The sequence below is a fragment of the Nocardia testacea NBRC 100365 genome (assembly GCF_000308775.1).
Taxonomy (GTDB): Bacteria; Actinomycetota; Actinomycetes; order Mycobacteriales; family Mycobacteriaceae; genus Nocardia; species Nocardia testacea.
In genome coordinates, this window is sequence record NZ_BAGJ01000037.1 from 1 (window position 1) to 24,866 (window position 24,866).

At 68.6% G+C, this 24,866-nt stretch carries 24 protein-coding genes; 14 read left to right on the plus strand and 10 right to left on the minus strand.

The annotated features are described in order from the left end of the window. Positions 1 to 1,010: serine/threonine-protein kinase (locus ON38_RS04870; RefSeq protein ID WP_157181665.1), on the minus strand; the 1,010-nt coding region annotated here is incomplete at its 3' end. Between the two features lie 202 nt (positions 1,011 to 1,212). Between ON38_RS04870 and ON38_RS04875 the strand changes: the two genes are divergently transcribed. Then, the gene (locus ON38_RS04875) at positions 1,213 to 1,557 is read left to right on the plus strand and encodes a hypothetical protein (RefSeq protein ID WP_039822779.1); all 345 of its coding nucleotides are present in this window, start codon (positions 1,213 to 1,215) and stop codon (positions 1,555 to 1,557) included. An 11-nt stretch (positions 1,558 to 1,568) separates the two neighbouring features. Here ON38_RS04875 and lat read toward each other — a convergent pair whose 3' ends face one another. Then, positions 1,569 to 2,927, minus strand: coding sequence for an L-lysine 6-transaminase (lat, locus tag ON38_RS04880; protein WP_051164386.1), 1,359 nt, complete (start codon positions 2,925 to 2,927; stop codon positions 1,569 to 1,571). An 85-nt stretch (positions 2,928 to 3,012) separates the two neighbouring features. Next, positions 3,013 to 3,465, minus strand: a complete 453-nt coding sequence (locus ON38_RS04885) for an Lrp/AsnC family transcriptional regulator (RefSeq protein WP_030522498.1) — start codon at positions 3,463 to 3,465, stop codon at positions 3,013 to 3,015. Positions 3,466 to 3,577: 112 nt separating this feature from the next. On the opposite strand from ON38_RS04885, the gene amaB reads away from it, so the two are divergent. Further along, positions 3,578 to 5,113, plus strand: coding sequence for an L-piperidine-6-carboxylate dehydrogenase (amaB, locus tag ON38_RS04890; protein ID WP_039822713.1), 1,536 nt, complete (start codon positions 3,578 to 3,580; stop codon positions 5,111 to 5,113). A 241-nt stretch (positions 5,114 to 5,354) separates the two neighbouring features. On the opposite strand, the gene ON38_RS04895 is transcribed toward amaB, so the two are convergent. The 3 genes from ON38_RS04895 to ON38_RS04905 all read right to left on the minus strand — a co-directional run bounded on the left by ON38_RS04895 (position 5,355) and on the right by ON38_RS04905 (position 9,937). Next, complete coding sequence (locus ON38_RS04895; RefSeq protein WP_051164387.1) at positions 5,355 to 6,323, minus strand: patatin-like phospholipase family protein; 969 nt, start codon at positions 6,321 to 6,323, stop codon at positions 5,355 to 5,357. A 127-nt stretch (positions 6,324 to 6,450) separates the two neighbouring features. Next, positions 6,451 to 8,238 (minus strand): acetyl/propionyl/methylcrotonyl-CoA carboxylase subunit alpha, encoded by a 1,788-nt coding sequence (locus ON38_RS04900; protein WP_039822715.1) that lies wholly within the window; start codon positions 8,236 to 8,238, stop codon positions 6,451 to 6,453. A gap of 841 nt (positions 8,239 to 9,079) precedes the next feature. Further along, positions 9,080 to 9,937 (minus strand): sulfurtransferase, encoded by an 858-nt coding sequence (locus tag ON38_RS04905; protein WP_039822716.1) that lies wholly within the window; start codon positions 9,935 to 9,937, stop codon positions 9,080 to 9,082. A 164-nt stretch (positions 9,938 to 10,101) separates the two neighbouring features. On the opposite strand from ON38_RS04905, the gene ON38_RS37385 reads away from it, so the two are divergent. After that, positions 10,102 to 11,079 (plus strand): helix-turn-helix transcriptional regulator, encoded by a 978-nt coding sequence (locus ON38_RS37385; RefSeq protein ID WP_039822718.1) that lies wholly within the window; start codon positions 10,102 to 10,104, stop codon positions 11,077 to 11,079. Here the strand turns inward: ON38_RS37385 and ON38_RS04915 are convergent. The 3 genes from ON38_RS04915 to ON38_RS04925 all read right to left on the minus strand — a co-directional run bounded on the left by ON38_RS04915 (position 11,008) and on the right by ON38_RS04925 (position 13,762). After that, entirely contained in the window at positions 11,008 to 11,646 is a 639-nt protein-coding gene (locus ON38_RS04915; protein WP_039822719.1) for a Maf family protein, read from the minus strand. The genes ON38_RS37385 and ON38_RS04915 overlap by 72 nt on opposite strands. 25 nt (positions 11,647 to 11,671) lie before the next feature. After that, a complete protein-coding gene (locus tag ON38_RS04920) occupies positions 11,672 to 12,001 on the minus strand; it encodes an acyl-CoA carboxylase subunit epsilon (RefSeq protein ID WP_083872268.1) in 330 nt (109 codons plus the stop codon). 120 nt (positions 12,002 to 12,121) lie between these two features. Continuing rightward, complete coding sequence (locus ON38_RS04925) at positions 12,122 to 13,762, minus strand: acyl-CoA carboxylase subunit beta (protein ID WP_039822720.1); 1,641 nt, start codon at positions 13,760 to 13,762, stop codon at positions 12,122 to 12,124. A gap of 284 nt (positions 13,763 to 14,046) precedes the next feature. On the opposite strand from ON38_RS04925, the gene ON38_RS35825 reads away from it, so the two are divergent. The 5 genes from ON38_RS35825 to ON38_RS04945 all read left to right on the plus strand — a co-directional run bounded on the left by ON38_RS35825 (position 14,047) and on the right by ON38_RS04945 (position 17,779). Then, a complete protein-coding gene (locus ON38_RS35825; protein ID WP_157181666.1) occupies positions 14,047 to 14,229 on the plus strand; it encodes a hypothetical protein in 183 nt (60 codons plus the stop codon). A 61-nt stretch (positions 14,230 to 14,290) separates the two neighbouring features. Beyond that, positions 14,291 to 15,091 (plus strand): biotin--[acetyl-CoA-carboxylase] ligase, encoded by an 801-nt coding sequence (locus ON38_RS04930; RefSeq protein ID WP_039822721.1) that lies wholly within the window; start codon positions 14,291 to 14,293, stop codon positions 15,089 to 15,091. A 115-nt stretch (positions 15,092 to 15,206) separates the two neighbouring features. Then, entirely contained in the window at positions 15,207 to 15,719 is a 513-nt protein-coding gene (locus ON38_RS04935) for a PH domain-containing protein (protein WP_039822722.1), read from the plus strand. A gap of 70 nt (positions 15,720 to 15,789) precedes the next feature. Beyond that, positions 15,790 to 16,467 carry a response regulator transcription factor gene (locus ON38_RS04940; RefSeq protein ID WP_030522487.1) on the plus strand — a complete coding sequence of 226 codons (678 nt, stop codon included), beginning with the start codon at positions 15,790 to 15,792 and terminating at the stop codon, positions 16,465 to 16,467. 1 nt (position 16,468) lies between these two features. Further along, positions 16,469 to 17,779, plus strand: coding sequence for a sensor histidine kinase (locus ON38_RS04945; protein ID WP_039822723.1), 1,311 nt, complete (start codon positions 16,469 to 16,471; stop codon positions 17,777 to 17,779). Between the two features lie 18 nt (positions 17,780 to 17,797). Here the strand turns inward: ON38_RS04945 and ON38_RS04950 are convergent, their stop codons facing one another. Next, positions 17,798 to 18,349: a GtrA family protein gene (locus ON38_RS04950; RefSeq protein ID WP_039822725.1), complete on the minus strand. Its 552-nt coding sequence runs from the start codon at positions 18,347 to 18,349 to the stop codon at positions 17,798 to 17,800. 87 nt (positions 18,350 to 18,436) lie between these two features. On the opposite strand from ON38_RS04950, the gene ON38_RS04955 reads away from it, so the two are divergent. The 6 genes from ON38_RS04955 (at position 18,437) to ON38_RS04980 (ending at position 24,309) form a co-directional block, all read left to right on the plus strand. Further along, a complete protein-coding gene (locus ON38_RS04955) occupies positions 18,437 to 19,609 on the plus strand; it encodes a 5-(carboxyamino)imidazole ribonucleotide synthase (RefSeq protein ID WP_083872269.1) in 1,173 nt (390 codons plus the stop codon). Beyond that, positions 19,602 to 20,129 carry a 5-(carboxyamino)imidazole ribonucleotide mutase gene (gene purE / locus ON38_RS04960; RefSeq protein WP_085995345.1) on the plus strand — a complete coding sequence of 176 codons (528 nt, stop codon included), beginning with the start codon at positions 19,602 to 19,604 and terminating at the stop codon, positions 20,127 to 20,129. Before ON38_RS04955 ends, purE begins: the two co-directional genes overlap by 8 nt. 108 nt (positions 20,130 to 20,237) lie before the next feature. Then, positions 20,238 to 21,488, plus strand: coding sequence for a cytochrome P450 family protein (locus tag ON38_RS04965; protein WP_039822729.1), 1,251 nt, complete (start codon positions 20,238 to 20,240; stop codon positions 21,486 to 21,488). Positions 21,489 to 21,521: 33 nt separating this feature from the next. Then, a complete protein-coding gene (locus ON38_RS04970) occupies positions 21,522 to 22,226 on the plus strand; it encodes a TetR family transcriptional regulator (RefSeq protein ID WP_039822731.1) in 705 nt (234 codons plus the stop codon). Between the two features lie 117 nt (positions 22,227 to 22,343). Then, on the plus strand, positions 22,344 to 23,504 hold the full coding sequence (locus ON38_RS04975) for an acyl-CoA dehydrogenase (RefSeq protein WP_039822733.1): 1,161 nt from the start codon (positions 22,344 to 22,346) through the stop codon (positions 23,502 to 23,504). A gap of 151 nt (positions 23,505 to 23,655) precedes the next feature. Then, a complete protein-coding gene (locus tag ON38_RS04980) occupies positions 23,656 to 24,309 on the plus strand; it encodes a Uma2 family endonuclease (RefSeq protein ID WP_039822734.1) in 654 nt (217 codons plus the stop codon). Positions 24,310 to 24,866: the final 557 nt, after the last annotated feature.

A 24,866-nucleotide genomic window follows, 5' to 3' on the forward strand; every position in this document is an offset into this window, starting at 1 on the left:
GCGAGTTCGGTGTAGGCGCGGGTGGCCGGGTGGGACGGGGACTGTACGGCCGCCGTGCCACCGGGGACGTGTTCCGTGTACGCCCGGGTCCCCGGATGGGCCGCGAGGGCCTCGTGGGGCCGATCGTCCAGTTCGTAGTGACGGGTGCCGGGGTGCTCGGCCATGCCGGAGCCCGGTGTGGCCGCCGCCCCGGGGAGCGCGCCCCGCGCGGCCCGCGCGAACTCGCCGGCGGTGCGGTAGCGGTCGCCGGGGTTCTTGGCCAGCGCCCGGGAGATCACGCGGTCCAGTTCCGCCGGAACCCCCGGTACCAGCGCGCGGACACTGGGTGGCGCGGTCGTGAGATGGTCGTGCATCTGCCGCGCCGGATCGGTATCGCCGAACGGGCGCGTACCGGCCAGGCATTCGTAGAGCACACAGCCCAGGGAGTAGATATCGGCGCGGGCGTCGGTGTGCCCGGTGAACCGTTCCGGAGCCATGTACGCCCAGGTCCCGACCGCCAGCCCGGAGGCGGTGAGGGCGGTGCTACCGGCGCCGTGGGCGATACCGAAGTCGATGAGGTACACGAAACCGTCGCGCCGGACGACGATATTGGACGGTTTCACGTCCCGGTGCACCAGGCCGGCCCGGTGCGCCGCATCCAGCGCTGCCGCGGTCTGGGCGACGATATCGACCGCGCGCCGCGGGGTCAGCGGGCCGTTCGTGCGCAGGACCCGGCCCAGATCGTCGCCCTCGACGTATTCCATCTCGATGAACAGGCGGCCGTCCAGCGCACCGTGGGCGTGGATCGGCACGATATGGCTGTCGTGCAGGCGGGCGGCGAGTTCGGCTTCGCGTTCGAACCGGCTGCGGTAGGTCTGATCGGCGGCGAGTTCGACGGGGAGCAGCTTGAGCGCGACTTGCCCGCCCGGACGGCCGTCGCCGGGCTCGGCGTGGGCAAGCCACACCTGGCCCATCCCACCCTGGCCGAGCAATCGCTCGAGCCGGTAGGGGCCCAATCGCTGCCCGGTCATGACGCATCCTTCCCTGTCCCGGCCCGCGGTCCGGGGTCGCGGTGATCCGGGACCTGCCCGGGGCCGGACTGTACCTCGACCCTATCCGCGGTCGGTGGTACGGCCCAGTGTGAGGTCGCCGACCGAGATCGTCTGCGACCGTGATTCCCGCGAAGCCGAACCGGCCTCGGCCGGCCACGGCGGGCTGTGCGAGGGTGACCGGATGGAGGCGATCGAGATCAACGCGGGCGCATGGTATCTGCGGGCGCTGCGGGCCGACGACCGGATCGACGACCGGCCCGCGCTGGCCTCGGGCGGGATCACCGACCCGGAATACGTGGCCCGCCGCGGCGCCGAGTGGACGGCGGAATCCCATTTCTCCTGGGCGGTGTGCGACCCGGTCACCGCGGAGCTGGTGGCCGAGATCGGGGTGACCCCGCGACCGGACGGGACCGCGGCGGTCGAGGGCTGGGCCCGGCCCGGTCAGCAGGCGGCGCTGATCGCCGCGGCGGAAGCGGTGCGCCGGTTCGCCACGGGCGCGCTGGGTCTGCGACCCGATACGGTCTGAGAGTTCCGCCGTCAGCCGAGGTCGGTGAGCACGCGGTCCAGCGCGGTCACCGCCGCGATGAGTTCGTCGGGCTCCACCGTCAGCGGCGGCCGGAAGCGGATGCCGCGTTCGCCGGAGCCGATCATGAGCACCCGTTCGCGTTCCCGCAAAGTGGTGAGGACGGCATCACGGAAGGCATTGTCGGACAGCGTGACAGCGCACATCAGGCCGCGTCCGCGCGGTTCGGAGACTGCGGTGTGGCGTTCGGCGAGGTCGCGCAGCAGATCGAGCAGCAGTGCACCCAGCTCGGCGGCCCGGGCGATCAGGTCCTCGCGTTCGATGACCTCGAGGATCCGGGTGGCGCGCACCATATCGGTGAGATTGCCACCCCAGGTGGAGTTCAGGCGGGAGGGCACCGTGAAGACATTGTCGTCGACCTCGTCCACCCGGCCGCCGGCCATGATCCCGCACACCTGCGTCTTCTTCCCGAACGCCACCACGTCCGGTTCGAGCCCGAGTTGCCGGTAGGCCCAGGTACTTCCGGTGATGCCGACACCGGTCTGCACCTCGTCCAGGATGAACAGCGCGTCGTTGGCGTGGCACAGTTCCTGGACCGCGCGCAGGAACTCCGGGCGCATATGCCGGTCGCCGCCTTCGCCCTGGATCGGTTCGGCGATGAAGCAGGCGATGCCGTGGGGCCGCTCGGCGAAGGCGTGGACGGCCTGGTCGAGCGCGCGCCGCTCGGCTGCCTCGGTATCGATATCCGGTGCGAGCCAGGGTGTTTCGATCCGCGGCCAGTCGAAGGACGGAAAGCGTTCGGTTTTGACCGGGTCGGTGTTGGTCAGCGACAGGGTGTATCCGCTGCGGCCGTGGAAGGCGCCCGTCAGGTGCAGCACCCCGCCCTCGTATCCGGGTCGCGGGGTGCGCCCGTGGAGTTCGTTGTGCCGGCTCTTCCAGTCGAAGGCGGTTTTGAGCGCGTTCTCCACCGCCAGGGCGCCACCGTCGATGAGGAACAGATGCGGTAGGCGCGGATCGCCGAGCACCCGGACGAAGGTGTCCACGAAACGCGCCATCTCGACCGTGTAGATATCGGAGTTGCTCGGCTTGTTCAGTGCGGCCGTGGTCAATTCGGCGCGGAACCCGGCGTCCTCGGTCAGCGCGGGATGGTTCATCCCGAGCGCGCTGGAGGCGAAGAAACCGAACATGTCGAGGTAGTCGCTGCCGTCGCGGGCGTCCACCAGATGGCGGCCGCGCGAGGCGCGCAGGTCGAGTACCAGGTCGAAACCGTCGGCGAGCATACTGGCCGACAGGGTCTCGAACACGCGAGAGGCGGGGATGCGGCCATCTGTCCTGCCATCGCCCGTGCCGGAGTGCTCCAGTTCGATGGTCACACTCCGACGGTACGGGACCGGACATCGGCTTGTCAGGAAGATTTACTGACAAGTCCGTAACTAATAAGAGTTGTTACGGTCTCGGCTACTTTTCGTAGAATGTCTGCAGGATTATGGTGCTCCGGGTTCGGACATTGGCCGTAGCCCGGATCTGCTGCAGCAACTGCTCCAGATGCCGCGGCGAGGCCACCCGGACCAGCAGGATGTAGCTCTCGTCGCCCGCCACCGAATGGCAGGCCTCGATCCCGGGCATGTTCTGCAGTGCCGCCGGGGCATCGTCGGGCTGGGAAGGATCGAGAGGGGTGATCGCCACAAATGCCGACAGCAGCTGTCCCAGCGCCTCGGGATCGACGTTCGCGGTGTAACCACGGATCACGCCGCGCGCCTCGAGCCTGCGCACCCGTGACTGCACGGCGGATACCGAAAGACTCGCCTTCTCGGCCAGATTGGACAGGGTCGCCCGTCCATCGGCCATCAGTTCCCGGATCAGCAGGCGATCGATCTCGTCCAGGGTTGGTTTTGCCGGTGTTTCCGCCATCAGCGAAGGCTAACGTAGCGGACACACCGCCGGAACACTGTTGTGAACGTTCATTCTCCGGCCGTCCTATTCGCACAGCGTATTTCGTCCGGCCGAACCCGAGGAGTTCGCGATGACCGAGACCGAACAGAAGACCGCCGGCGCCGGATACGCCGGCCGGGTCGGCGCGCTGCTGCGCGCACTGGAGATCCCGGAGCCGGCGCCCGGCGATATGCTCGTGCGCTGCCCGATCGACGGCGGGGTGCTGATCGGCCTGCGACCCGACGGCCCCGCCGAAATAGATACCGCGATCGCCGAGGCGGCCGCCGCCTTCACCACCTGGCGGCTGGTCCCGGCTCCGCGGCGGGCTGCCGTGGTGCGCGAACTCGCCGTCCTGTTGCGCCGCCACCAGGACGAACTCGCCGAACTCGTCACTCTCGAAGTGGGCAAGATCCCCGCCGAGGCGCGCGGCGAGGTCCAGGAGATGATCGATATCTGCGAGTTCGCGGTGGGGCTGTCGCGCCAGCTCTACGGGTACACGATGGCCTCGGAGCGGCCGGGCCACCGGCTCATGGAGACCTGGCATCCGCTCGGTGTCGTGGGGGTGATCTCGGCCTTCAATTTCCCGGTCGCGGTCTGGGCCTGGAACACCGCTGTCGCACTGGTCTGCGGCGACACCGTGGTGTGGAAGCCCTCGGACCGCACCCCGCTCACCGCGCTGGCCTGTCATACGCTGCTGCGCCGCGCCACGGCCGCCGCCGGGGCGGACGACCGGGTCCATCGGCTGATCCTGGGGCCCGCGGACGCCGGAGTACGACTGACCGACGACGAGCGGGTCGCATTGGTGAGCGCGACGGGTTCGGTGGCGATGGGCCGGGCGGTCGGGCCGCGGGTGGCCGCCCGGTTCGGTCGCTGCCTGCTGGAGTTGGGCGGGAACAACGCCGCCGTGGTCGGCCCGTCCGCCGATCTGGACCTCGCGGTCCGGGCCATCGTCTTCGCGGCCGTCGGCACCGCCGGCCAGCGCTGCACCAGTCTGCGCCGGCTCATCGTGCACTCCTCGATCGTCGACGAACTGCTCGACCGCCTGGTGCGCGCGTACGGGCAGTTGCGGGTGGGGAATCCGCTCGATCCGGGTGTCCAGGTGGGGCCGCTGCACGGGCCCGGCGCGTGGGCCGGGATGTGGGACGCGCTGGCGCGCGCTCGCGGTGACGGAGGTGAGGTGTTGTGCGGGGGCGAGCGGTTCGAACCCGAGGGCGTGGGGCCGGAGGCCTACTACGCCGACCCGGCGATCGTGCGGATGCCCGCCCAGACCGAGGTGGTTCGCGAGGAGACCTTCGCTCCGATCCTCTACGTCCTCACCTACGACGATTTCGACACCGCCCTGGCCCTGCACAACGGCGTTCCGCAGGGGCTGTCCTCGGCGATCTTCACCACCGACCAGCGGGAGGCCGAACGCTTCCTCGCCGCCGACGGTTCGGACTGCGGGATCGCCAATGTCAATATCGGCACCTCCGGCGCGGAGATCGGCGGCGCGTTCGGCGGCGAGAAGCATACCGGCGGCGGCCGTGAATCGGGCTCGGATGCCTGGAAGGCCTATATGCGGCGCGCCACCAACACCATCAACTACTCCACCGAGCTACCCCTGGCCCAGGGCATCCGTTTCGACTGATCCGCGAACGGGCCGACGGGCAGATATGCCGGTATCGGATCGAGGCGACGATGCCGGCATCGGATCGACGCACGGCAGTCCGTCCGATCCACCAGGGGCCGGCGCGAACGCAGGCCAGATCCTGCCGGGCCGGACAGGTCTACTCCGAGTGCCCGGCCGGCATCCGTGGCCGGGTCCTGCCCCGTACGGAGTGACAGGGCGAAGGAGCGCGGCGGCCGATCGGCGCAGCGTGGAACCGGGGTCAGGAGGGCGCCGGCTCCGCGCTGCCGGAGGCGGCGCCATGAACACAGCTGAGCTCGGCGAAGAGCTCGGCCACTACGCGGCGGCCGATCTCCATACCGCGCGTGAGGATGCCGGGATCGGTTTCGACGCTGCTGATATCCGGTGATCCGGCCGGCGGATGGATCTGGCGGGCCGCCGCGCCCATCCCGGCGATCACCCCGTCCTCCAGCGTCTGCTGGCCGGGCCGCAGTTTCCACGCCCGGTAGGCCCCGGGGGCGATGAACCGCATATAGGTGCCGCCGACCACGTCGTGCAGCCAGGGCGGCGGGGGACGGCGTTCGTCGGCGCGCCTGGTCCGCAGGATGAGCGCATGGGTGGCTCCGGCCTTCAGCGCGCTGCGTACCGGGACCGTTTCCGAGAGACCGCCGTCGAAGTAGCGGCGCCCGCCCAGTTCCACCGGAGGACCGGCCAGCAGCGGCAGTCCGGAGGACGCCCGAAGCGCGGTCTGCAGCGTCACCTTGTCGACGATGAAGGGATGCAGGTCCACCGGTTCGCCGGTGTGGATATCGGTGGCGATGGGGTGAAAGGTGGTCTTGTTGGCGAGGATGGCCGGGAAATCCATCGGATGCAGCCCGTCGTACACCTTGTGCACCAGGTAGTTCAGATCGAAGGCGGGCCGACCGCGCAGCATCCGGGCCGGATCGATGGCCCGGCGCATGATCGCGGCGTCGGTCCAGGCCTGCAAACCCCGCCCCGCCCGGCCGCACAGCAGCCACGCGGCATTGATCGCGCCCGCCGAGGTGCCGTACACGGCATCGAAGACCCGCGCCAGTCCGAGCTGTTCCAGTGCGTGCACCATTCCGCTGGAGTACACCCCGCGGCTGCCGCCACCCTCGACGACGAGTACGAGCCGATGGCCGTCGGCCCGGCTCTCGGATGCGAAACGGCCGCGGATCACCTCCGCGACCGTCGGTTGTACTGGGCTCACCAGGTCACCCTACGCCGGAGCGGGTGGCGGCAATCGGCCGCGCACCCGCTCCGGAGCAGTGTGCATCCACTGTTGGCTCGCTGGTCGGCATGCCGTCGCATACCGGTCGCGGCCCGCAGCGCGAGCGCTACTTGATCTCGGCGAGAACGGTGCCCTGGGTGATCGCGGCACCGGCCGCCACGTTCAGGCCGGTGACCACACCGGCCTTGTGCGCGTTCACCGGGTTCTCCATCTTCATGGCCTCGAGCACCACGATCAGATCGCCCGCCTCGACGGTCTGGCCTTCTTCGACCGCGACCTTGACCACGGTGCCCTGCATGGGGGCGGTGACCGCGTCACCGGAGGCGGCGCCGCCGCCCGCGCCACCGCGGGTACGCGGCTTCGGCTTCTTGCGGACCGCACCGGCCGCCGCGGGAGCGCCCGAACCGATCGAGAACTGGCCCGGCAGCGACACCTCGACCCGGCGGCCGCCGACCTCGACCACGACCTTCTGCCGTGGTTCCTCATCGTCCTCGGCCGGGGCACCGCCGGTGAACGGCTCGACGGTGTTCTTCCACTCGGTCTCGATCCACTTGGTGTAGACGTCGAACGATTCGCCGTCGCCGATGAAGGCCGGATCCTCGACGATCGCCCGGTGGAACGGGATGACCGTGGCCAGACCCTCCACGTGGAACTCGGCGAGCGCCCGCCGCGCCCGCTCCAGCGCCTGGGTCCGGTTTTCGCCGGTCACGATCAGTTTGGCCAGCATCGAGTCGAACTGGCCGCCGATCACGCTGCCGGCCACCACGCCGGAGTCGACGCGCACACCCGGGCCGGTCGGCTCGGAGTACACGGTGACCGGGCCGGGGGCCGGCAGGAAGCCGCGGCCCGCGTCCTCGCCGTTGATCCGGAACTCGAAGGAGTGCCCGCGCGGAGTCGGGTCCTCGGTGATCTCCAGCTTCTCGCCGTTGGCGATGCGGAACTGCTGGCGGACCAGATCGATACCGGAGGTCTCCTCGGTGACCGGGTGCTCGACCTGCAGACGGGTGTTGACCTCGAGGAACGAGACGGTGTCGCCCTGCACCAGGTATTCGACCGTGCCGGCGCCGTAGTACCCGGCCTCCCTGCAGATGGCCTTGGCCGAGGCGTGGATACGTGCCCGCTGATCGTCGGTCAGGAACGGGGCCGGAGCCTCCTCGACCAGCTTCTGGAAGCGGCGCTGCAGCGAGCAGTCACGGGTGCCGGCGACGATCACATTGCCGTGCTGGTCGGCGATGACCTGTGCCTCGACGTGGCGGGCCTTGTCCAGGTACTGCTCCACGAAGCATTCCCCGCGACCGAAGGCGGCGACCGCCTCGCGGGTCGCCGACTCGAACAGTTCGGGAATCTCCTCGATGGTGTGCGCGACCTTCATCCCGCGGCCACCGCCACCGAAGGCGGCCTTGATCGCGACCGGCACGCCGTACTTCTTCGCGAACTCGACGACCTCGTCGGCGTTCTTCACCGGGTCCTTGGTGCCCGCGGCCATCGGCGCCTTCGCCCGCTCGGCGATATGCCGCGCGGTGACCTTGTCACCGAGGTCGCGGATGGACTGCGGCGACGGGCCGATCCAGATCAGCCCGGCATCGAGGACGGCCTGGGCGAAGTCGGCGTTCTCGGAGAGGAAGCCGTAACCCGGGTGGATGGCATCGGCGCCGGATTTGGCGGCGGCATCCAGGATCTTGTCGAAGACCAGGTACGACTCGGCAGAGGTCTGCCCGCCGAGGGCGAAGGCTTCGTCGGCGAGCTTGACGAAGGGTGCGTCGGCATCGGGTTCCGCGTAAACCGCGACACTGCCGAGGCCGGCGTCCTTGGCCGCCCGGATAACGCGCACGGCAATCTCGCCTCGGTTAGCTACGAGTACCTTCGTGATCCGCGCGCTGGCATGGCTGGGCACTGAGCCTCCTGTGTGCAATCTCTGTGTTCGCTGTGCGGGATGGGCCGCGCTTCGGCTCCGCTCCCGCGGATCGGGGTCCGCTGTCCGGCTTCCGAAGAGGATCGGATCGCTTGGTGGGCTCCGGGTCCGTGGGTTCGGATCCGCTACGCGGGCTCCGCGCCCGTGGTCGACACTATCTGTCTCGGGGCGAGTGTAGGCAGTCTGCCAACAAAGCCGGAACTCGGATAGGGCTACCGGGCAGTAGGTCGCAGATCACAATGGATCCGCCGGGACCATGTGGCACGATGCCGCGCTCTCGGAAGATGCCGAGTTTCGGTCATCCGAACCAGTGCGGTGATTCGGCCGAGCGCGTCTGCCCGGGTCCGCGGGGCAGGAGTGGGAGTAGTGGTCACGGCCGGGTGCGGCGGGAGCCGGGTGAGCTTTCGTTGTGGGGAGGGGGTGGGCCTGCTCGAGAAGGTGAGGAGTGGGGTCGCTGGTGTAGATGAAAGGCGGGCTTGCTCGGGAAGGTGAGGGGTGGGCTTGCTCGTGAAGTTGAGGGGTGGGCTTGCTCGTGAAGTTGAGGGGTGGGGCCGCTGGTGTAGGTGAGGGGTGGGCCTGCTCGTGAAGGTGCTGTGTTTTTTGGCGCCGCCTGCGGCGGCGCGGGGTTGAGGCCCCCTTGGTCTCGCCGTTTCGGCCTCGAGACTTGCGCTTCGCGCGGGCGCTTTCGAGGCCGAAACGGCGAGACGGGCCTCAACCCTTGGAGGTGTCTCGTAAAACTCGACGCAGGGGGTTGCGTTGGCGTGGATGTTGCAGGTTGGTATGTGGACCTGCTTTGGGAGGGGCAGTCTTCGGGGATCTCCGGTCATACTCCGCCGGTGGCTATGGGCATGCGGACCGAGTTTCCCCATTCGGTCCAGGAGCCGTCGTAGTTGCGTACCGTCTCGCGGCCCAGCAGGTACTTCAGGACGAACCAGGTGTGGCTGGAACGTTCGCCGACACCGCTGTACACGGTGATCGGGCCCGGCTCGACGATGCCGTAGATCTCGTCCAGTTCGGTGCGGCCGCGGAAGCGGGAGCCGGGGGTGAGGGCGCTGGTCCAGGGAATGTTGACCGCGGTGGGGATGTGGCCGCCCCGCAGGGCGGTGCCGGGGCCGCCCTCGCCGGGGTCGCCCGCGTATTCGTGCGGGGAACGTACGTCGACCAGCGGTTCGCCCAGGTGCTCGAGGACATCCTCGCGGAAAGCGCGGATCGCCGTATCGTCCCGCTCGACCTGCGGATACCGGCTGCGCGCTGGTTCGGGGGTTTCGAAGACCATATCCCGGCCCTCGCCGATCCAGGCGTCGCGGCCGCCGTCCAGGAGCCGGACGTCCCGGTGACCGAACATGGTGAAAAGCCACAGCGCGTGGGCGGCGTGCGAGTTACCGTCGTTGCCGTACAGCACGACGGTGTCGTCGTGTTCGACGCCCTGGGAGCGCATGAGTTCGGTGAACCGTTCGCCATCGATATAGTCACGGGTCACCGGGTCGTCGAGGTCGCTGCGCCAGTCGAGCTTGCTGGCCCCGGGAACATGGCCTATGCCGTAGAGGAGGACATCGGCATTACATTCGATGATCTTCAAACCGGACGTGCCGAGGTTTGCCGACAGCCATTCCGTGGTTACCAGACGGTGTGGGTGCGCATAGGAAGCGAAGGCGGGATATGGGTCCGGGGCGACGGGCACGTTCGGGTTCCTTCACAGGAGGCGGGCAGTGCTGACGACAGGTTCGAGCCGCACTGTGGATAGTAAGTGTGGCGAAGTGAACTTGTTGATGAGCACAGAGTCGGTGCAATGGGCGTTTTGATCGCACATGTCTCCGATAAAGTCTCCCCGAAGGAGGGGTGAGCATGTCTGATTCTTGGCCGCGGCGGCGCCTGCTCGCGATCCTCCGCGGCGCGAGCGAGCCCTTGGACGCGCAGCAGCTCGCGCAGATCACCGGCCAGCACGTCACCACGGTGCGGTTCCACCTCGACATCCTCACCCGGGAATCGCTGGTCCGGCAGTTCCAGCAGCCGCCGCGGGGCCGGGGGCGGCCGCGGATCGGCTACCGCGCGGTCCAGCGGACCATCGGCTATCAGGACCTGGCCCAGGTTCTGGCCGACCAGTTGGGGCCCGATCCGGAGCGGCAGGCGGCGGCGGGCCGCGCCGCGGGACGGGCGTGGGGAGACAAGCTGGACACCGCCGGTGAACCGGTCGAGTCGGTGCGCGAGGCCAAGGACCGCGTCGTCTCGCTGATGTCGGAGCTGGGTTTCGCCCCCGAACGGGACGGGCGGGAGAACGCCGCGCGCGATCCCGAGCACGCGGTGGTCCGGCTGACCGCCTGTCCGCTGCGGGATCTGGCGCGGACCCATACCGAAGTGGTGTGCGGGGTGCATCGCGGGCTACTGGCGGCGCTGCTGGAGCGTTCCGGGGCCCAGAGCGTGGTCGAGGCCGAACTCGTGCCATTCGTGACCGAGGAGATGTGCGAGGTGCGGCTGCGGCGGGTGGGTCCGCCGCCGGCGCAGACCCCGGCCGCGGAAGCGGCCGACGCCGCGGTGACCGCCGCGCGCCGGCGCCCGCAGCCCGGGCATATCGATGCGGCCGCCGGGCAGGCGACGCGGTTGTCACGGGTATCGGGGCAGACGGTGCCGCCGGGTAGCCAATTGCCGCCCGCGTCGGCCTCCCTGGAGTCCGAGCCGTTCCCGCCCGCTACCGGGCCGATGGCGCCGTCCGCGGGGCAGCAGGGTGGGCGGGTGTTCCGCGGCGCTCCGCCCTCAGGTGTGGTCGGCCCACAGTTGGGCGACGCCAACCCCCACTTCCTGGAGCAGTCGGCGCAACAGTGGTAGCCCGATCCCGACGACGCTGGAGGGGTCACCGTCGATTCGGTCGACGAACCAGCCCCCCAGGCCGTCGAGGGTGAACGCGCCCGCCACCTGCAGCGGTTCGCCGGTGGCGATGTAGGCGTCCAGTTCGGCGGGATCGGGTTTACCGAAGTGGACGGTGGTGGCGCTGCAATCGATCGCCTCGGCGGTGACGATGCCGTCGCGCACGCGCAGTACACAGTGCCCGGTGACCAGGTCCGCGAAATGCCCGGCCATGGCCTGCCAGCGCGCGAGAGCCACCTCCGGGGTATGGGGTTTGCCCTGGAGGCGGCCGTCGATCAGCAGCATGGAGTCACAGCCGACGACGACGAGGTCGGGACCCGGGGCGTCATCGGCCAGGGTGGACGCGACAGCGTGGGCCTTCGCCCGGGCCAGTTCGACGACCACCTCCCGGGGCCCGGTACCGGCCGGAAGGGCCGCCGCTACGGCGTCCTCGTCCACATCCGAAACCCGGACGAGAGGTTCGATGCCCGCGGCACGCAGTACCGACCGGCGAGCAGGTGACGCGGACGCGAGGACCAGCCGGGTCACGTCTGAAGTTCTCCTGAGTTCGGTGTCAGAACCGCAGATGCGACAGCTGCGGATAGGAGTACGGCGAGAACGGGGAGTTGCCGCGGTGCATCATTGTCGGCTTACCCCACAGATCCTGCGGACCGGAAGCCGCGGGTGCCGAACCCGCGGCGGCGGCAGCGGTGAACACACAGACCAGCGCGGCGATCTCCGCGTCGGTCGGCGCGCCTTTCTCGATCACGAGGAACGGCTTCTCCCCGTTCGTCGCGGCGGCAGTGCCCGCGGCGGCTTCGGTCGCGGCATCGGCCGGCACATCCCTGGTCGCGAGGTCCAGTTCTGCTGCGGCCAATACTTCTTCTTCTGCCACAATCGTCACAGTGCCAGATCCTCTCTCTTGCCTCGAGCGGGCTCGCGCGGTTCAGCGGAACCTGGTCGATCTTCTCTCACCGATCGCATACCCGAAATCAGTGTGCGGCCTACAGAGCGTATCGCCGGATCACAGCGGGATGTTGCCGTGTTTCTTCGGAGGCATGGTGACCATCTTCCGCTCCAGCAGCCGCAGCGCGGAGACGATCTGGCCGCGAGTATGCGACGGCGGGATCACCGCGTCCACGTAACCGCGCTCGGCGGCGACGTACGGATTGACCAAGGTGTCCTCGTACTCGTTCTGCAGTTCCAGGCGCAGTTTGTCCACGTCGGACCCGTCGCGCGCGGCGTCGGCCAGCTTCTTGCGGTATACGAAACCGACCGCGCCGGAGGCGCCCATGACGGCGATCTGGGCGGTGGGCCAGGCCAGGTTCACATCGGCGCCCATATGCTTGGAACCCATGACGTCGTAGGCGCCGCCGTAGGCCTTACGGGTGATGATCGTGATTTTGCCCACAGTGGCCTCTCCGTAGGCGTAGAGCAGCTTGGCGCCGCGCCGGATGATGCCGTTGTACTCCTGATCGGTGCCGGGCAGGAAGCCGGGCACATCCACCAGGGTGATGATGGGGACATTGAACGCGTCGCAGGTGCGGACGAACCGCGCGGCCTTCTCCGAGGCGTCGATATCGAGGCAGCCGGCGAACTGGGTGGGCTGGTTGGCGACGATACCGACACTGCGGCCGTCGACCCGGCCGAAGCCCACGATGATGTTCATGGCCCGCTCGGCCTGGATCTCCAGGAACTCGTCGTCGTCGAGCAGCCGGCGGATGACCTCGTGCATGTCGTAGGGCTGGTTCGGCGAATCCGGGATGAGGGTGTCGAGTTCGATGTCCTCTTCGGTGAGGGATTCCTCGATGGCGCCGGTGATCGGGTCCGATGCCGGGAAGCGCGGCGCCTCGGCGCGGTTGTTGCTCGGCAGGTAGGACAGCAGATCCTTGACGTAGTCCAGGGCGTCCTGTTCACCGGAGGCCACATAGTGCGCGGAACCCGACTTCACCATGTGGGTGTGGGCGCCGCCCAGTTCCTCCATGGTGACCTCTTCGCCGGTGACGGTCTTGATGACGTCCGGCCCGGTGATGAACATCTGGCTGGTCTGGTCGACCATCACCACGAAGTCGGTGAGCGCGGGGGAGTAGACGTGACCGCCCGCGGCGGCGCCCATGATCAGCGAGATCTGCGGGATCACCCCGGAGGCCTGGATATTGCGGTGGAAGATCTCGCCGTAGAGACCGAGCGAGACCACGCCCTCCTGGATACGAGCGCCGGCGCCCTCGTTGATCCCGATCAGCGGCCGGCCGGTCTTGAGCGCCAGGTCCATCACCTTGACGATCTTCTCGCCGTACACCTCACCCAGGCTGCCGCCGAACACGGTGACGTCCTGGCTGAAGATGCACACCTCGCGGCCGTCGATGGTGCCGTAGCCGGTCACCACGCCGTCGCCCAGCGGGCGCTGCTTGTCGAGGCCGAAGTTCACGCTGCGGTGCCGGGCCAGGGCATCGAGTTCGACGAAGGAGCCCTCGTCGAGCAGGGCGAGAATGCGCTCCCGCGCGGTCATCTTCCCCTTGGCGTGCACCTTGTCGATCGCGGCCTCACCCATCGGATGCTGGGCTTCTTCCAGCCGATTCCGCAGGTCAGCCAGTTTGCCGGCGGTGGTGTGGATATCGGGCGCACCTGCCGAATCCGGCGTGGGCTGCTGCTGGACACTCGTCATGGCTCGGAGTGTAACCAGAGCCGCACCGCCCTGTTAACCCAGATCCTGCTACTGGCGAGTAGAACCCGGTCGAGAAAACCCCAGGTGGACAAGTCGTCACCGGTTCATATGTGTACCGCGAATCGCGGCGGACGTCCACACGACACGCGCCGGTGATCCGTCACAAGACTAACCCGTCCGCCTCGTGAGCGCGCGGCCCGCGATTAATTCGCTTTCGCTCTACGGTGCCGGGCAATACCCTTGCGGCAGGCCACTTTCGGAACACAGAGGGGAGGTGGCCCGCTATGTGGCACTGGACAACTCGAGACGGCCGATTCCCGGAGGCCTTGGCGTTCACCCGGGTGACCGAGCCGGAACCGACCATCACCGAAACAGTCGCCGAGAACGAATCCGAAGAGACCGACACACTGGAGAACGAGGCGATGTCCGCGGTGTCGGGGCCCATCGGCTACGACCTCGCCGGCTAGACCCGGTGGTCGCCGCACCCGCCGTGCGGCGACCACCGCCCCCGGCCAGTACCCTGCCCTGGTGCAGAGGCCACCGTTGGACGTCGAACAGTTGCGGCGAGCGCTGACCGGAACCCCGGAACCGGCGTTCTTCACCGGAATCGACGTGATCGAATCGACCGGATCCACCAACGCGGACCTGATCGCGCGCGCCGCGGACCCGGATATCGACCGGGTCGTATTGGTCGCGGAAGCGCAGGAGAGCGGCCGCGGCCGGCTCGCCCGCGCCTGGGCCAGTCCGCCGCGCGCGCAGATCGCCCTGTCCCTGCTCATCCGGCCCGCGGGCCTGGGCCCGGAAACCCTCGGCTGGTTGCCGCTGCTCACCGGTATCGCCGCGGTCGACACGCTCACGACGACCGCCCGGGTGCCCGCCGCCCTGAAATGGCCCAACGATGTGCTGATCGAGGGCCGCAAGGTCGCCGGCATCCTGGCCGAAGTCGCCGCCGCGGGGCCCCGCCCGGCGATCGTGGTGGGTATCGGCATGAACGTGAGCCTCACCGCCGATGAACTCCCCGTGCCGCACGCCACCTCACTGCTGCTCAGCGGCGCCGCCGACACCGACCGCACCCGCCTGGTGCTGTCCTTCCTGACCGAGTTCGCTCGCCGCTACACCCGGTGGCAGGAATCCGGATGGGCCGTGGAGACGCTCGCCGACGCGTATCGGCAGCGCTGTGCCACGCTGGGCTCCCGGGTCCGGGCGGAATTGCCGGGGGGCGGGGTGTTGACGGGAATCGCTCGCGATATCGACGCGGCGGGGCGATTGCTGATCGAGGACCGGGCGGTGGCGGCGGGGGATGTGACGCACCTGCGACCCGGGGACTGAGAGTTCCGGCGGGGGGCGGGGAGCGGGCTTCTCCGCAGGGGTTTGGTGGGGTGAGTGCTTTCCGTACCTGGCCTGGATCGGGGGTTTCGGGGATTTTTGGGGGTATCGTGCGCTCATGGGTTATCCGGAGGATGCGCTGGCGCCCGACGAAGAACTGATCCTGCACACCCATCCGCATTGGAAGATGCTGTTCTGGCCTATTGTCACGCTGATCGTGGTGACCGCGGTGGCCGGCTTCCTGGGCGGCCTGGTGTGGCGTACCGCCGACGAGTCGTGGCGGTCGATCCTGCTGCTCGTGATCCTGGTCGTGTGGCTGTTGCTGCTGGCATGGCGCAGTATCGCGCCGATCGTGACCTGGAAATCCACCCATTTCATCGTCACCGATCGCCGGGTGCTGGCCCGCGAAGGTGTGATGACCCACACCGGTATCGATATCCCGATGAGCCGGATCTCCAGTGTGCAGTTCCGGCACGGGCTGGTCGACCGGATATTCGGGACGGGAGAGCTGATCATCGGGTCCTCGTCCGAAGAACCCTTGGAATACAGCGATATCCCGCAGGTGGAACAGGTGCATGCGCTGCTCTATCACCAGGTTTTCGAGGCAGCTCCCCGGTACGGCGGCTTCTGATCGGGCACCGCGGACCGCTGCCCGGCCGTGAAGAGGCGGGTACCGGCGCGGTGGACCGTAATCTTGTCGCATGACCGCCGTATTGCTGGGCGAAGACGACGAGGCCATCGCGGCGCCGCTCTCGCGGGCGCTGGGCCGCGAGGGATATTCGGTGACCGTGGAGAGCTTCGGTCCCGCGGTGTTGGACCGGGCTCTGGAAGGACACCATGATCTGCTGATCCTCGATCTCGGGTTGCCGGGAATGGACGGGCTGGAGGTGTGCCGGCAGGTGCGGGCCCGCGGCGCCGAGATGGCGGTTCTGATGCTGACCGCCCGGACCGACGAAGTCGATTTCGTGGTCGGGCTGGACGCCGGCGCCGACGACTACGTCGGGAAGCCCTTCCGGCTGGCCGAACTGCTGGCCCGGGTCCGCGCCCTGCTGCGGCGCAGCGGTATCGGCGACGACACCGTGGAGGTCGGCGGGATCCGCCTGGAGCCGGCGGCACGGCGGGTGCTGGTCAACGGGGTGGAAGTCGGCTTGGCGAACAAGGAGTACGAGCTGCTCAAGGTGCTGATCGATCGCGCCGGCCAGGTGGTGCCCCGGGAGACGATCCTGCGTGAGGTCTGGGGCGACGCCGAACTGCGCGGATCCAAGACCCTGGATATGCACATGTCCTGGTTGCGCCGCAAGATCGGCGACGAGGGCCCGATGGCCGAACGGCGGATCGTCACCGTGCGCGGTGTCGGTTTCCGGTTGAACACCGACTGACGTGCGGCGGCGGATTCTGCGGTCGATGCTGACCGTGCTGATGCTGACCACTGTGGTGCTCGGGGTGCCGCTCACCTACACCGCGTGGCTGTGGGTGGAGGACATCACCCGCAACGATCTGCGCAGCCGGCTGGAACTGATCTCCGCGGAGGTGATCGGTCAGGAACACGGTAGCGGGGTGATCAGCGGCGGCCTGGACCTGCACACCGTGCAGCCGCTGGTGCCCGAGGGCGGGCGGCTCACCGTGGTGTACCCGGCGCCGGAGGATACGGCGGTCAAGGTCGAGGTCGGGGCCGCGACGGTGCACGACCCGCTGGTGGAGTCGCTGTCGATGGGCACCGATGTATCGCTGCGCCTCGAGGTACCCGCGACTCCCATGGAGGCCCGGCAGCGACAGGCGGTGGCCGGGGTGGCACTGGCCGTGGCGATCTCGCTGGGCGCGGCGATCACGGTCGCCATCGTCACCGCGCGCCGCGTCGCCGATCCCATCCGTGATGTGGCCGCCCGGGCCGCCCGGCTCGCGATGGGCGATTTCCGCCCGGATCCGCGCCGCCACGGTATCGCCGAACTCGACCGGGTCTCCGATGTGCTCGATTCGGCGACCGTCGAGATCGCCGGCCGGCTGCAACGCGAACACGCGCTGGTCGCCGATGTGTCCCATCAGCTGCGCAGCCGGTTGACCGCGGTCCGGCTGCGGCTCGACGAGCTGTCCGCGCACACCGATCCGGCCGTGGTGCACGAGGCGGAGGAGGCCATGGCCCAGGTCGACCGGCTGACCGAGGCCATCGATGATCTCGTCCGGGCCTCGCGCGACGAGGACGCCACCGACCGCGATCCGGTACCGGTGATGGACGAACTGCGCGGCATCGTGACCGAGTGGACCCATCCGTTCCGGGAGGCCGGCCGCACCCTGTATCTGACCGGTGACGAATCGCTGCGCGCGCCCATCTCCGGCTCCCGGCTACGGGAGGCGGTGACGGTGCTGGTGGACAACGCGCTGATGCACGGCGGCGGCACCTGCACGGTCTCGGTGCGCACCGTGCGCCCGGGGCAGGATCGCGAACCGCTGGTCTGTGTACAGGTCGCCGACGAGGGCGAGGGGGTCAGCGACGAGCTGGCGCCGCATATCTTCGATCGGGGTTTCTCCGGCGCGGGATCCACGGGAGTGGGCCTGGCGCTGGCGCGGGCCCTGATAGAGGCCGACGGCGGCCGGTTGGAGTTGCAGCGGCGGCGGCCGGCGTTGTTCGCGGTATTCCTCGGCAAACCGCTGGCCGCGCGGGTGGAGACCCGGGTGGTGGGGGAGCCGCGCTGATCGGTCGCGGCGGTGGACTCAGCGTCCGAGGGTGCGGCGGTCGTGCTCCTCTTCCACGTACTCCTCGAGCTGTTCGAGCATCTGGTCCACCTCGTCGGGGAAGACCCAGCGCCGCATCGCCCAGTATCGGAACGCCATCTGCAGCAGGTTGCCGATGATGTAGGCGCTGATGAAGTCGGCGATGTTCTCCACCATGAAGCTGACCGTGGGCTGGTGCAGCTGGAAGGCGTAGCGGGAAAGGTACAGCGGCGCCATGCTCAGCACCACGCCGACTCCGCTGACCACGAAGAACAACAAGGCCTCGTGATGGCGTTCCCGGCCGCCGCGGTTCTTGAACGACCATTCCCGGTTCAGGATGTAGGAGGCGATGACCGCGATAACACCCGAGATGATCTTCGCGGTGACCGGCTTCTCCTCCAGAACCGTCCACTTCAGGACGTAGAAGATGCCGCTGTCGATAACGAACGTGGTCGCCCCGACAATGGCGAACTTGATGAGCTCGCGCTGGCGGTAGGCGATCTCCTGAAGAGATTGCGGCAGGACGCTGACCACGTCGTCGACGAATGACACAAGTCCGGAGCATACCGCCAGCTGCCGTTCGCGCAGGACGTGACAGTATTGACCGACGTGAACGCACGTAGTTTCGACCCTGCCGCGATGCCGACCGTCGCCATGATCGGTGGCGGCCAGCTGGCGCGGATGACGCATCAGGCGGCCATCGAGCTGGGGCAGCGGCTCCGGGTGCTCGCCGAACGGCCGGACGACCCGGCGGCCCAGGTGAGCCCCGATGTGGTGCTCGGTAGCCATTCCGACCTCGGCGCGTTGCGCCGGGCAGCGACCGGCGCGCACGCGCTCACCTTCGATCACGAGCATGTGCCCACCGAACACCTCGAGGCCCTGGTCGCGGAGGGGGTGAACGTGCTCCCGCCGCCGCAGGCGCTGCGCTTCGCCCAGGACAAGCTGGCCATGCGCACGGAACTGTCCGCGCGCGGGTTGCCCGTCCCCGCGTTCACCGTGGTCGAGTCCGAGGCCGCGGCGGTGGGGTTCGGCGAGGAGCACGGCTGGCCGATCGTGCTCAAGGCGATCCGCGGCGGTTACGACGGGCGCGGTGTGTGGATGCCCGAGGACGCCGACTCGGCGGCGAAGATCACCGCCGAACAGCTCGGCGCCGGAGTGCAGCTGCTGGCCGAGGTGCGGGTCCCGTTGAAACGCGAGCTGTCGGCCATGGTGGCGCGCTCGCCGTACGGTCAGGCCGCGACCTGGCCGGTGGTGGAGACCGTGCAGCGCCGCGGACAGTGCGCGGTGGTGATCGCCCCGGCGCCCGATCTCGACGAGGAGCTGGCCGCCGAGGCCGAGGAACTGGCGCTGCGGCTGGCCGCCGATCTCGGGGTGGTCGGCGCGATGGCGGTCGAACTCTTCGAGACCACCGACGGAAAACTGCTGATCAACGAGCTGGCCATGCGCCCGCACAACTCCGGGCACTGGGGGATGGACGGCGCCCGCACCGGCCAGTTCGAACAGCATCTGCGCGCGGTGCTCGACTATCCGCTCGGCGACACCCGCCCGCTCGCGCCGGTGACGGTGATGGCGAATATTCTCGGGGCGCCCGAGGCGCCGGCCATGTCCATGGACGAACGCCTGCACCACCTGTTCGCCCGGATGCCGGACGCCAAGGTGCACCTGTACGGAAAGGGTGAACGCCCGGATCGCAAGATCGGGCATGTGAACGTGCTCGGCGACGAGGTCGCGGTGGTACGGGAACGAGCCGAGCGCGCGGCGCACTGGATGTCGCACGCGGTATGGACCGATGGATGGGACCCGCATGAGTGACGTGGTGGAAGGCAGTGTTCCGGGCTCCCCGGCGGTCGGGTTGATCATGGGCAGCGATTCCGACTGGCCCACGATGGAGGCCGCCGCCGAGGCGCTGGCCGAGTTCGGCATCCGGTTCGAGGTGGGTGTGGTGTCCGCGCACCGGACCCCGCAGCGCATGCTCGATTACGCCCGCGCGGCCGCCGGCCGGGGTCTGCGGGTGCTCATCGCGGGCGCCGGCGGTGCCGCGCACCTGCCGGGCATGGTCGCCTCGGCGACCCCGCTGCCGGTGATCGGTGTGCCGGTCCCGCTGAAGTACCTCGACGGGATGGATTCGCTGCTCTCGATCGTGCAGATGCCCGCCGGGGTGCCGGTGGCCACCGTGTCGATCGGCGGCGCCCGCAACGCCGGCCTGCTGGCCGCCCGGATTCTCGGTGCCCACGATGCCGCGCTGCGGGGCCGGATGGAACAGTTCCAGGCCGGTCTGGAGACGATGGTGCTGGAGAAGGACGAGGCGCTGCGCGCGCGGCTGCTGGGCTGATCGAGCTTCCCGGGGACGACCGCGGTCTCACCGTTCCCGGGAAGCGCCGGACGGTTGCTCGGCCTACGATGCCTGACGGTGTACAGCGTCGACAGTCAGGCGGTTCTCATGGCAGAGTTCCCATTTGCCGAGGTGACCGCGAACGAGATGTTCTTCACCGAGCGCGACGAGCGCTACCGCCGGTTGCACGACTGGCCGCAGCGCTCCTATGCGCATCGGTCGGGTCTGCGGATGATCTGGAAGTACGACGATGTCCGCGAGGTCCTCGCTGCCGCGAAACCGGAGATCTCCCGGGCGAACTCGCTGGAACCGTTGGTCGGCTATCCGCGCATCGCCGCTACTCCGCGAGCGCTACCGCATCTGTTCCGGCATCTGATTCCGTTACCCGCGAAGGCGACCGCCGATCTGGCCGACGAGCCCCTGCACGACCGGGTGTGGAACACCATGGCCGGTCCGGCCGGTCATTTCACGATCCGGGCCGCGGACAGGCCGCAGCACCTCGCGGCGCTGACCGGGCATTTCGAGGCTGCCCTCGCCGCGACCGCACCCTCCGGGCCGACGCTCGACGTGACCGCGCTGTCCATCGCCTACGCCACCAGGGTGACCGGTTCCGCGGTGGGTCTGCCGCCCGAGATCTGGCCGCGGGTCGCGGTGTGGAGTGGCGCCCAGTCGGGGCTGCTGGGCCGAACGATGCGTGGCCGGGAACTGGCCGGCGCGGTGGCGGCGCTGGGGCAGTTGTTCACCGTGAGCGGTCGCGCCCTCGATCACGGCCTGCGCAACGGTACGGCCGGTTTCGCGACCCGCTTGCGCGATGCGGGGATCCCGCGGCGGGTGGCGGTTTCGGCGGTGGCCAATTCGCTGGCGGCCGGGGTGCACACGGTGAGCGGCAGCATTCAGCAGGGACTCCAGCGACTGCTGCACGACCCGGATCGGGAATGGTGGGGGCTGCTGGCCGAACCACGGACCGCGGGCGACGTCGCGGCCAAGGTGCTCCAGCTCGACCCCGGGCTGGTGGCCTGGAAGCGGCGTATCGAACGTCCGGTGGTGCTCGGCGGCGGGACCGAGTTGCCCGCGGGGCCGGTGCTGGTCATGTTCGCGGCGGCCAACCGCGATCCGGCGGCTTTCCCGGACGGACACAGTCTGCGGCGGGGCGGGAAACTACCGTTGACCTTCGGGTTCGGTGCGCATATCTGTCCCGGAAAGCAGCTCGCGACACTCGCGGTAGAGGTCTTTCTGCACCAGCTGTACCTCCGCGCACCGCACGCCCGGCCCGTCGACGGTGAATCGCGGCCGCGTCGCGAGGCCGACCTGCTGTTCAGCGGGGCCGACCTCCATATCGCGCTCGACGGACGGCTCTGAGGGCACCGCCGCGCCGCTCGCTACGGTGGCGCCATGGACAACGAGGAAACCGCCCGCCGAGTCGGCGGCGCCGAGCTCGTCCGTTTCCGGCTCGGTGTCGTGGACGAGGCGTTGCGCTTGTTCGCGGATCAGGGTTACGAGGCGACCTCGGTTGACGAGATCGCCGAGGCCGCCGGGATATCGCGGCGCACGTTCTTCCGGCAGTTCCGGTCCAAGGAAGATGTGATCTTCGCCGATCACGAGGCGCAGCTGGCCGCCGCGCAGGAATACCTGCAGCAGACGCAGCTCGACCCGTGGGACGCGGTCTGCGAGGCGGCGGTCGGGGTTTTCGAACGGTTCACCCGCTGGCGCGATATCGCCCAGCGGCGGTACCGCGTGGTGCGCCGGGTTCCGGCGCTGCGCGACCGGGAGATCGTGACCGTCTTCCGGTACGAGCGCCTGTTCACCGATTACCTGCGTGAGCGGTTGCCCGATTCTCCCGACCTCGCGCGCGTCCAATTCGCGGCCGCGGTGACCGCCACCCACAACTACCTGCTTCGCCGGATGATCCGCGGCGAATCGGCCGCGGGACCGGGGGATCTGCGGACCGCGCTCAGCGAGATCCCCAGGGGTGGCCGGCGCCCGGGCGGTGAGGACGATCTGGTGCTCGCCGTGTTCCGCCGGGACCTGCCCGTCCGGCATGTCGCCGAACTGCTGCGGCAGCGGCTGGGTAGTTTGGCAGAAGCGCCCACCGACTGACACCCAGTGCCAGAACGTGGCGCGTTAACCCAGGGGAGCACGCGGTATACTGGGCCGAGGACTTGACACTGAGTGCCGATTATTGGCACCGCCCCGTACGCAACAGGAGTGAACCCAATGGCGGGAAACCCGGATTTCGATCTGTTCAAGCTGGCGGATTTCCACGATGAGCTGCGTTCGGCCATCCGTGCCCTGTGCGAGAAGGAGATCGCCCCGTACGCCAAGGACGTCGACGAGCACGCCCGGTTCCCCGAGGAAGCCCTCTCCGCGCTCAACGCCGCCGGCTTCAACGCCGTCCACGTCCCCGAGGTCTACGGCGGCCAAGGAGCCGACTCCGTGGCCACCTGCATCGTCATCGAAGAGGTCGCCCGCGTCTGCGGTTCCTCCTCGCTGATCCCCGCCGTGAACAAGCTCGGCACCATGGGCATGATCCTCAACGGCTCCGAGGAACTCAAGCAGAAGGTGCTCGCCGATATCGTCGCCGGCGAAATGGCCTCCTACGCGCTGTCGGAGCGGGAAGCCGGCTCGGACGCGGGCAGTATGCGCACCCGTGCCCGCCAGGAGGGCGACGACTGGATCCTCAACGGATCCAAGTGCTGGATCACCAACGGCGGCAAATCCTCCTGGTACACCGTCATGGCCGTCACCGACCCCGACAAGGGCGCCAACGGTATCTCCGCGTTCCTCGTACACAAGGACGACGAAGGCTTCGTGGTGGGCCCGCTCGAGCACAAGCTCGGCATCAAGGGTTCCCCGACCGCCGAACTGTACTTCGAGAACTGCAAGGTCCCCGGCGACCGCATCATCGGCGAACCCGGCACCGGCTTCAAAACCGCCCTGCAGACCCTCGACCACACCCGCCCCACCATCGGCGCACAGGCCGTCGGCCTGGCCCAGGGCGCCCTGGACGCCGCGCTGGCCTACACCAAGGACCGCAAGCAGTTCGGCAAGTCCATCGCCGACTTCCAGAACACCCAGTTCATGCTGGCCGATATGGCGATGAAGATCGAAGCCGCCCGGCTGATGGTCTACACCTCCGCCGCCCGCGCCGAGCGCGGCGAGCCGAACCTCGGCTTCATCTCCGCCGCCGCCAAATGCTTCGCCTCCGATGTGGCGATGGAGGTGACCACGAACGCCGTTCAGCTGTTCGGTGGCGCCGGCTACACCACCGATTTCCCGGTGGAACGAATGATGCGCGACGCCAAGATCACCCAGATCTACGAGGGCACCAACCAGATCCAGCGGGTGGTCATGTCCCGCGCCCTGCTCAAGGGCTGAGGCGTCTCGCGGCGGTAGCTGGCGGAATTGTTCGAGCCTCCCGGATTCGTGCGTGCGGTGTCCGCTGCGCGCGGACCGGGAGGCCTTTTCCTGTGCTGGCGGACGCCGCGGACCGTCCCTGGGCCGCGCCGATACCGCATATCATGGCCGCATGCCCACCCCGCGGATCGAGGAGCCCGACCTTCCCGAGTTCATGACCTGGGAGGAGCTCGAGCGACTGCCGGAGGATATCGCCCAGCAGATCGAACTCTGGAACGGTCGCGTGGTGTGGGTGCGTCGCGGACCCGCCGAACACCAGATGTTCACTGTCCGCATGCGTAACGCCATCGAGAACTGCGCGCGCAAATTCATCTCGGAGAATCCGCAGAACTGCTGGCGGGTCAATGTGGAGACCAATGTCTTTCTCGGCGCCGATGGTAAGTCCGATTTCCTCACCCCGGATTTCCTGGTTCACCGCTGCCTGGAATCCCCATACGAGGATGTCAGGGCCGCCGACACACTGCTCGTCGGCGAGGTGCTCTCCCCCTCGAATACGCAGTCGGACATGGAAGCGAAGAAGAGCCGCTACGCGGGCGCCGGAATCCCCTGGTATTGGGAGGTGAGCCTGGCGCGCGACACCAGCGCGATCGCTGTGGTGCGAGCCTATGCCCTGGAAACAGGCCACGCTCAACTTCCGCCGGGGGTTCGTCCGCTCCACCCGGCCAACTACCTCATGGCAGGCGAATGGACGCCTGCCGACGAGCACGGGGTGCGGATCCCGTTCCCGTTCCCGATCACTATCGATTGGACCGACCTCGAATACTGACACAAGGCGCGGGCACCGGTATGTGACAACACAACGGCTGTGAGACCTACCCGACCATTCGCGGCCGGTCGGTGCTAGGTCTCTACAGCATGGCGCCGGCACTGGTGTCCCGCGCCCTGCGTGAAGGCTGATCCGGTCGTCGGGCGGGGGCCTTTGGTCCCGGCTCGACGACCGCAAGAAGGGGCCGGCTGAGCCCCGCGCACGGCGTGTGACTCAGCGCGATGGTGAGAACAACGGTGGGGGAGTGCCAACGGAGATGATTCGCGCGGCCGACCAGGGACATAGCGTTCGGTAGTCGCGCAAATGATCAACTACTCGCTCGTCTTCGACCGATACCAGAGTGCCCGGACACAGTCCCGGGCATCTGATGGAAATGACGGGTCCGACGAGATGCTTGCGGATGAAGATGCGTAGTTGCCGAAGAGTTGTCCACGGTCCGCGCCCGCACTCGCACGCTGATCGGTCGATGACTTTCACTCACCCAAGGGCATTCGCCGGGAACGTTTCGCCAATGCTCCATGATCCGGCCGTTTTCGAGGCGGGAGCCGTGTAGGCAA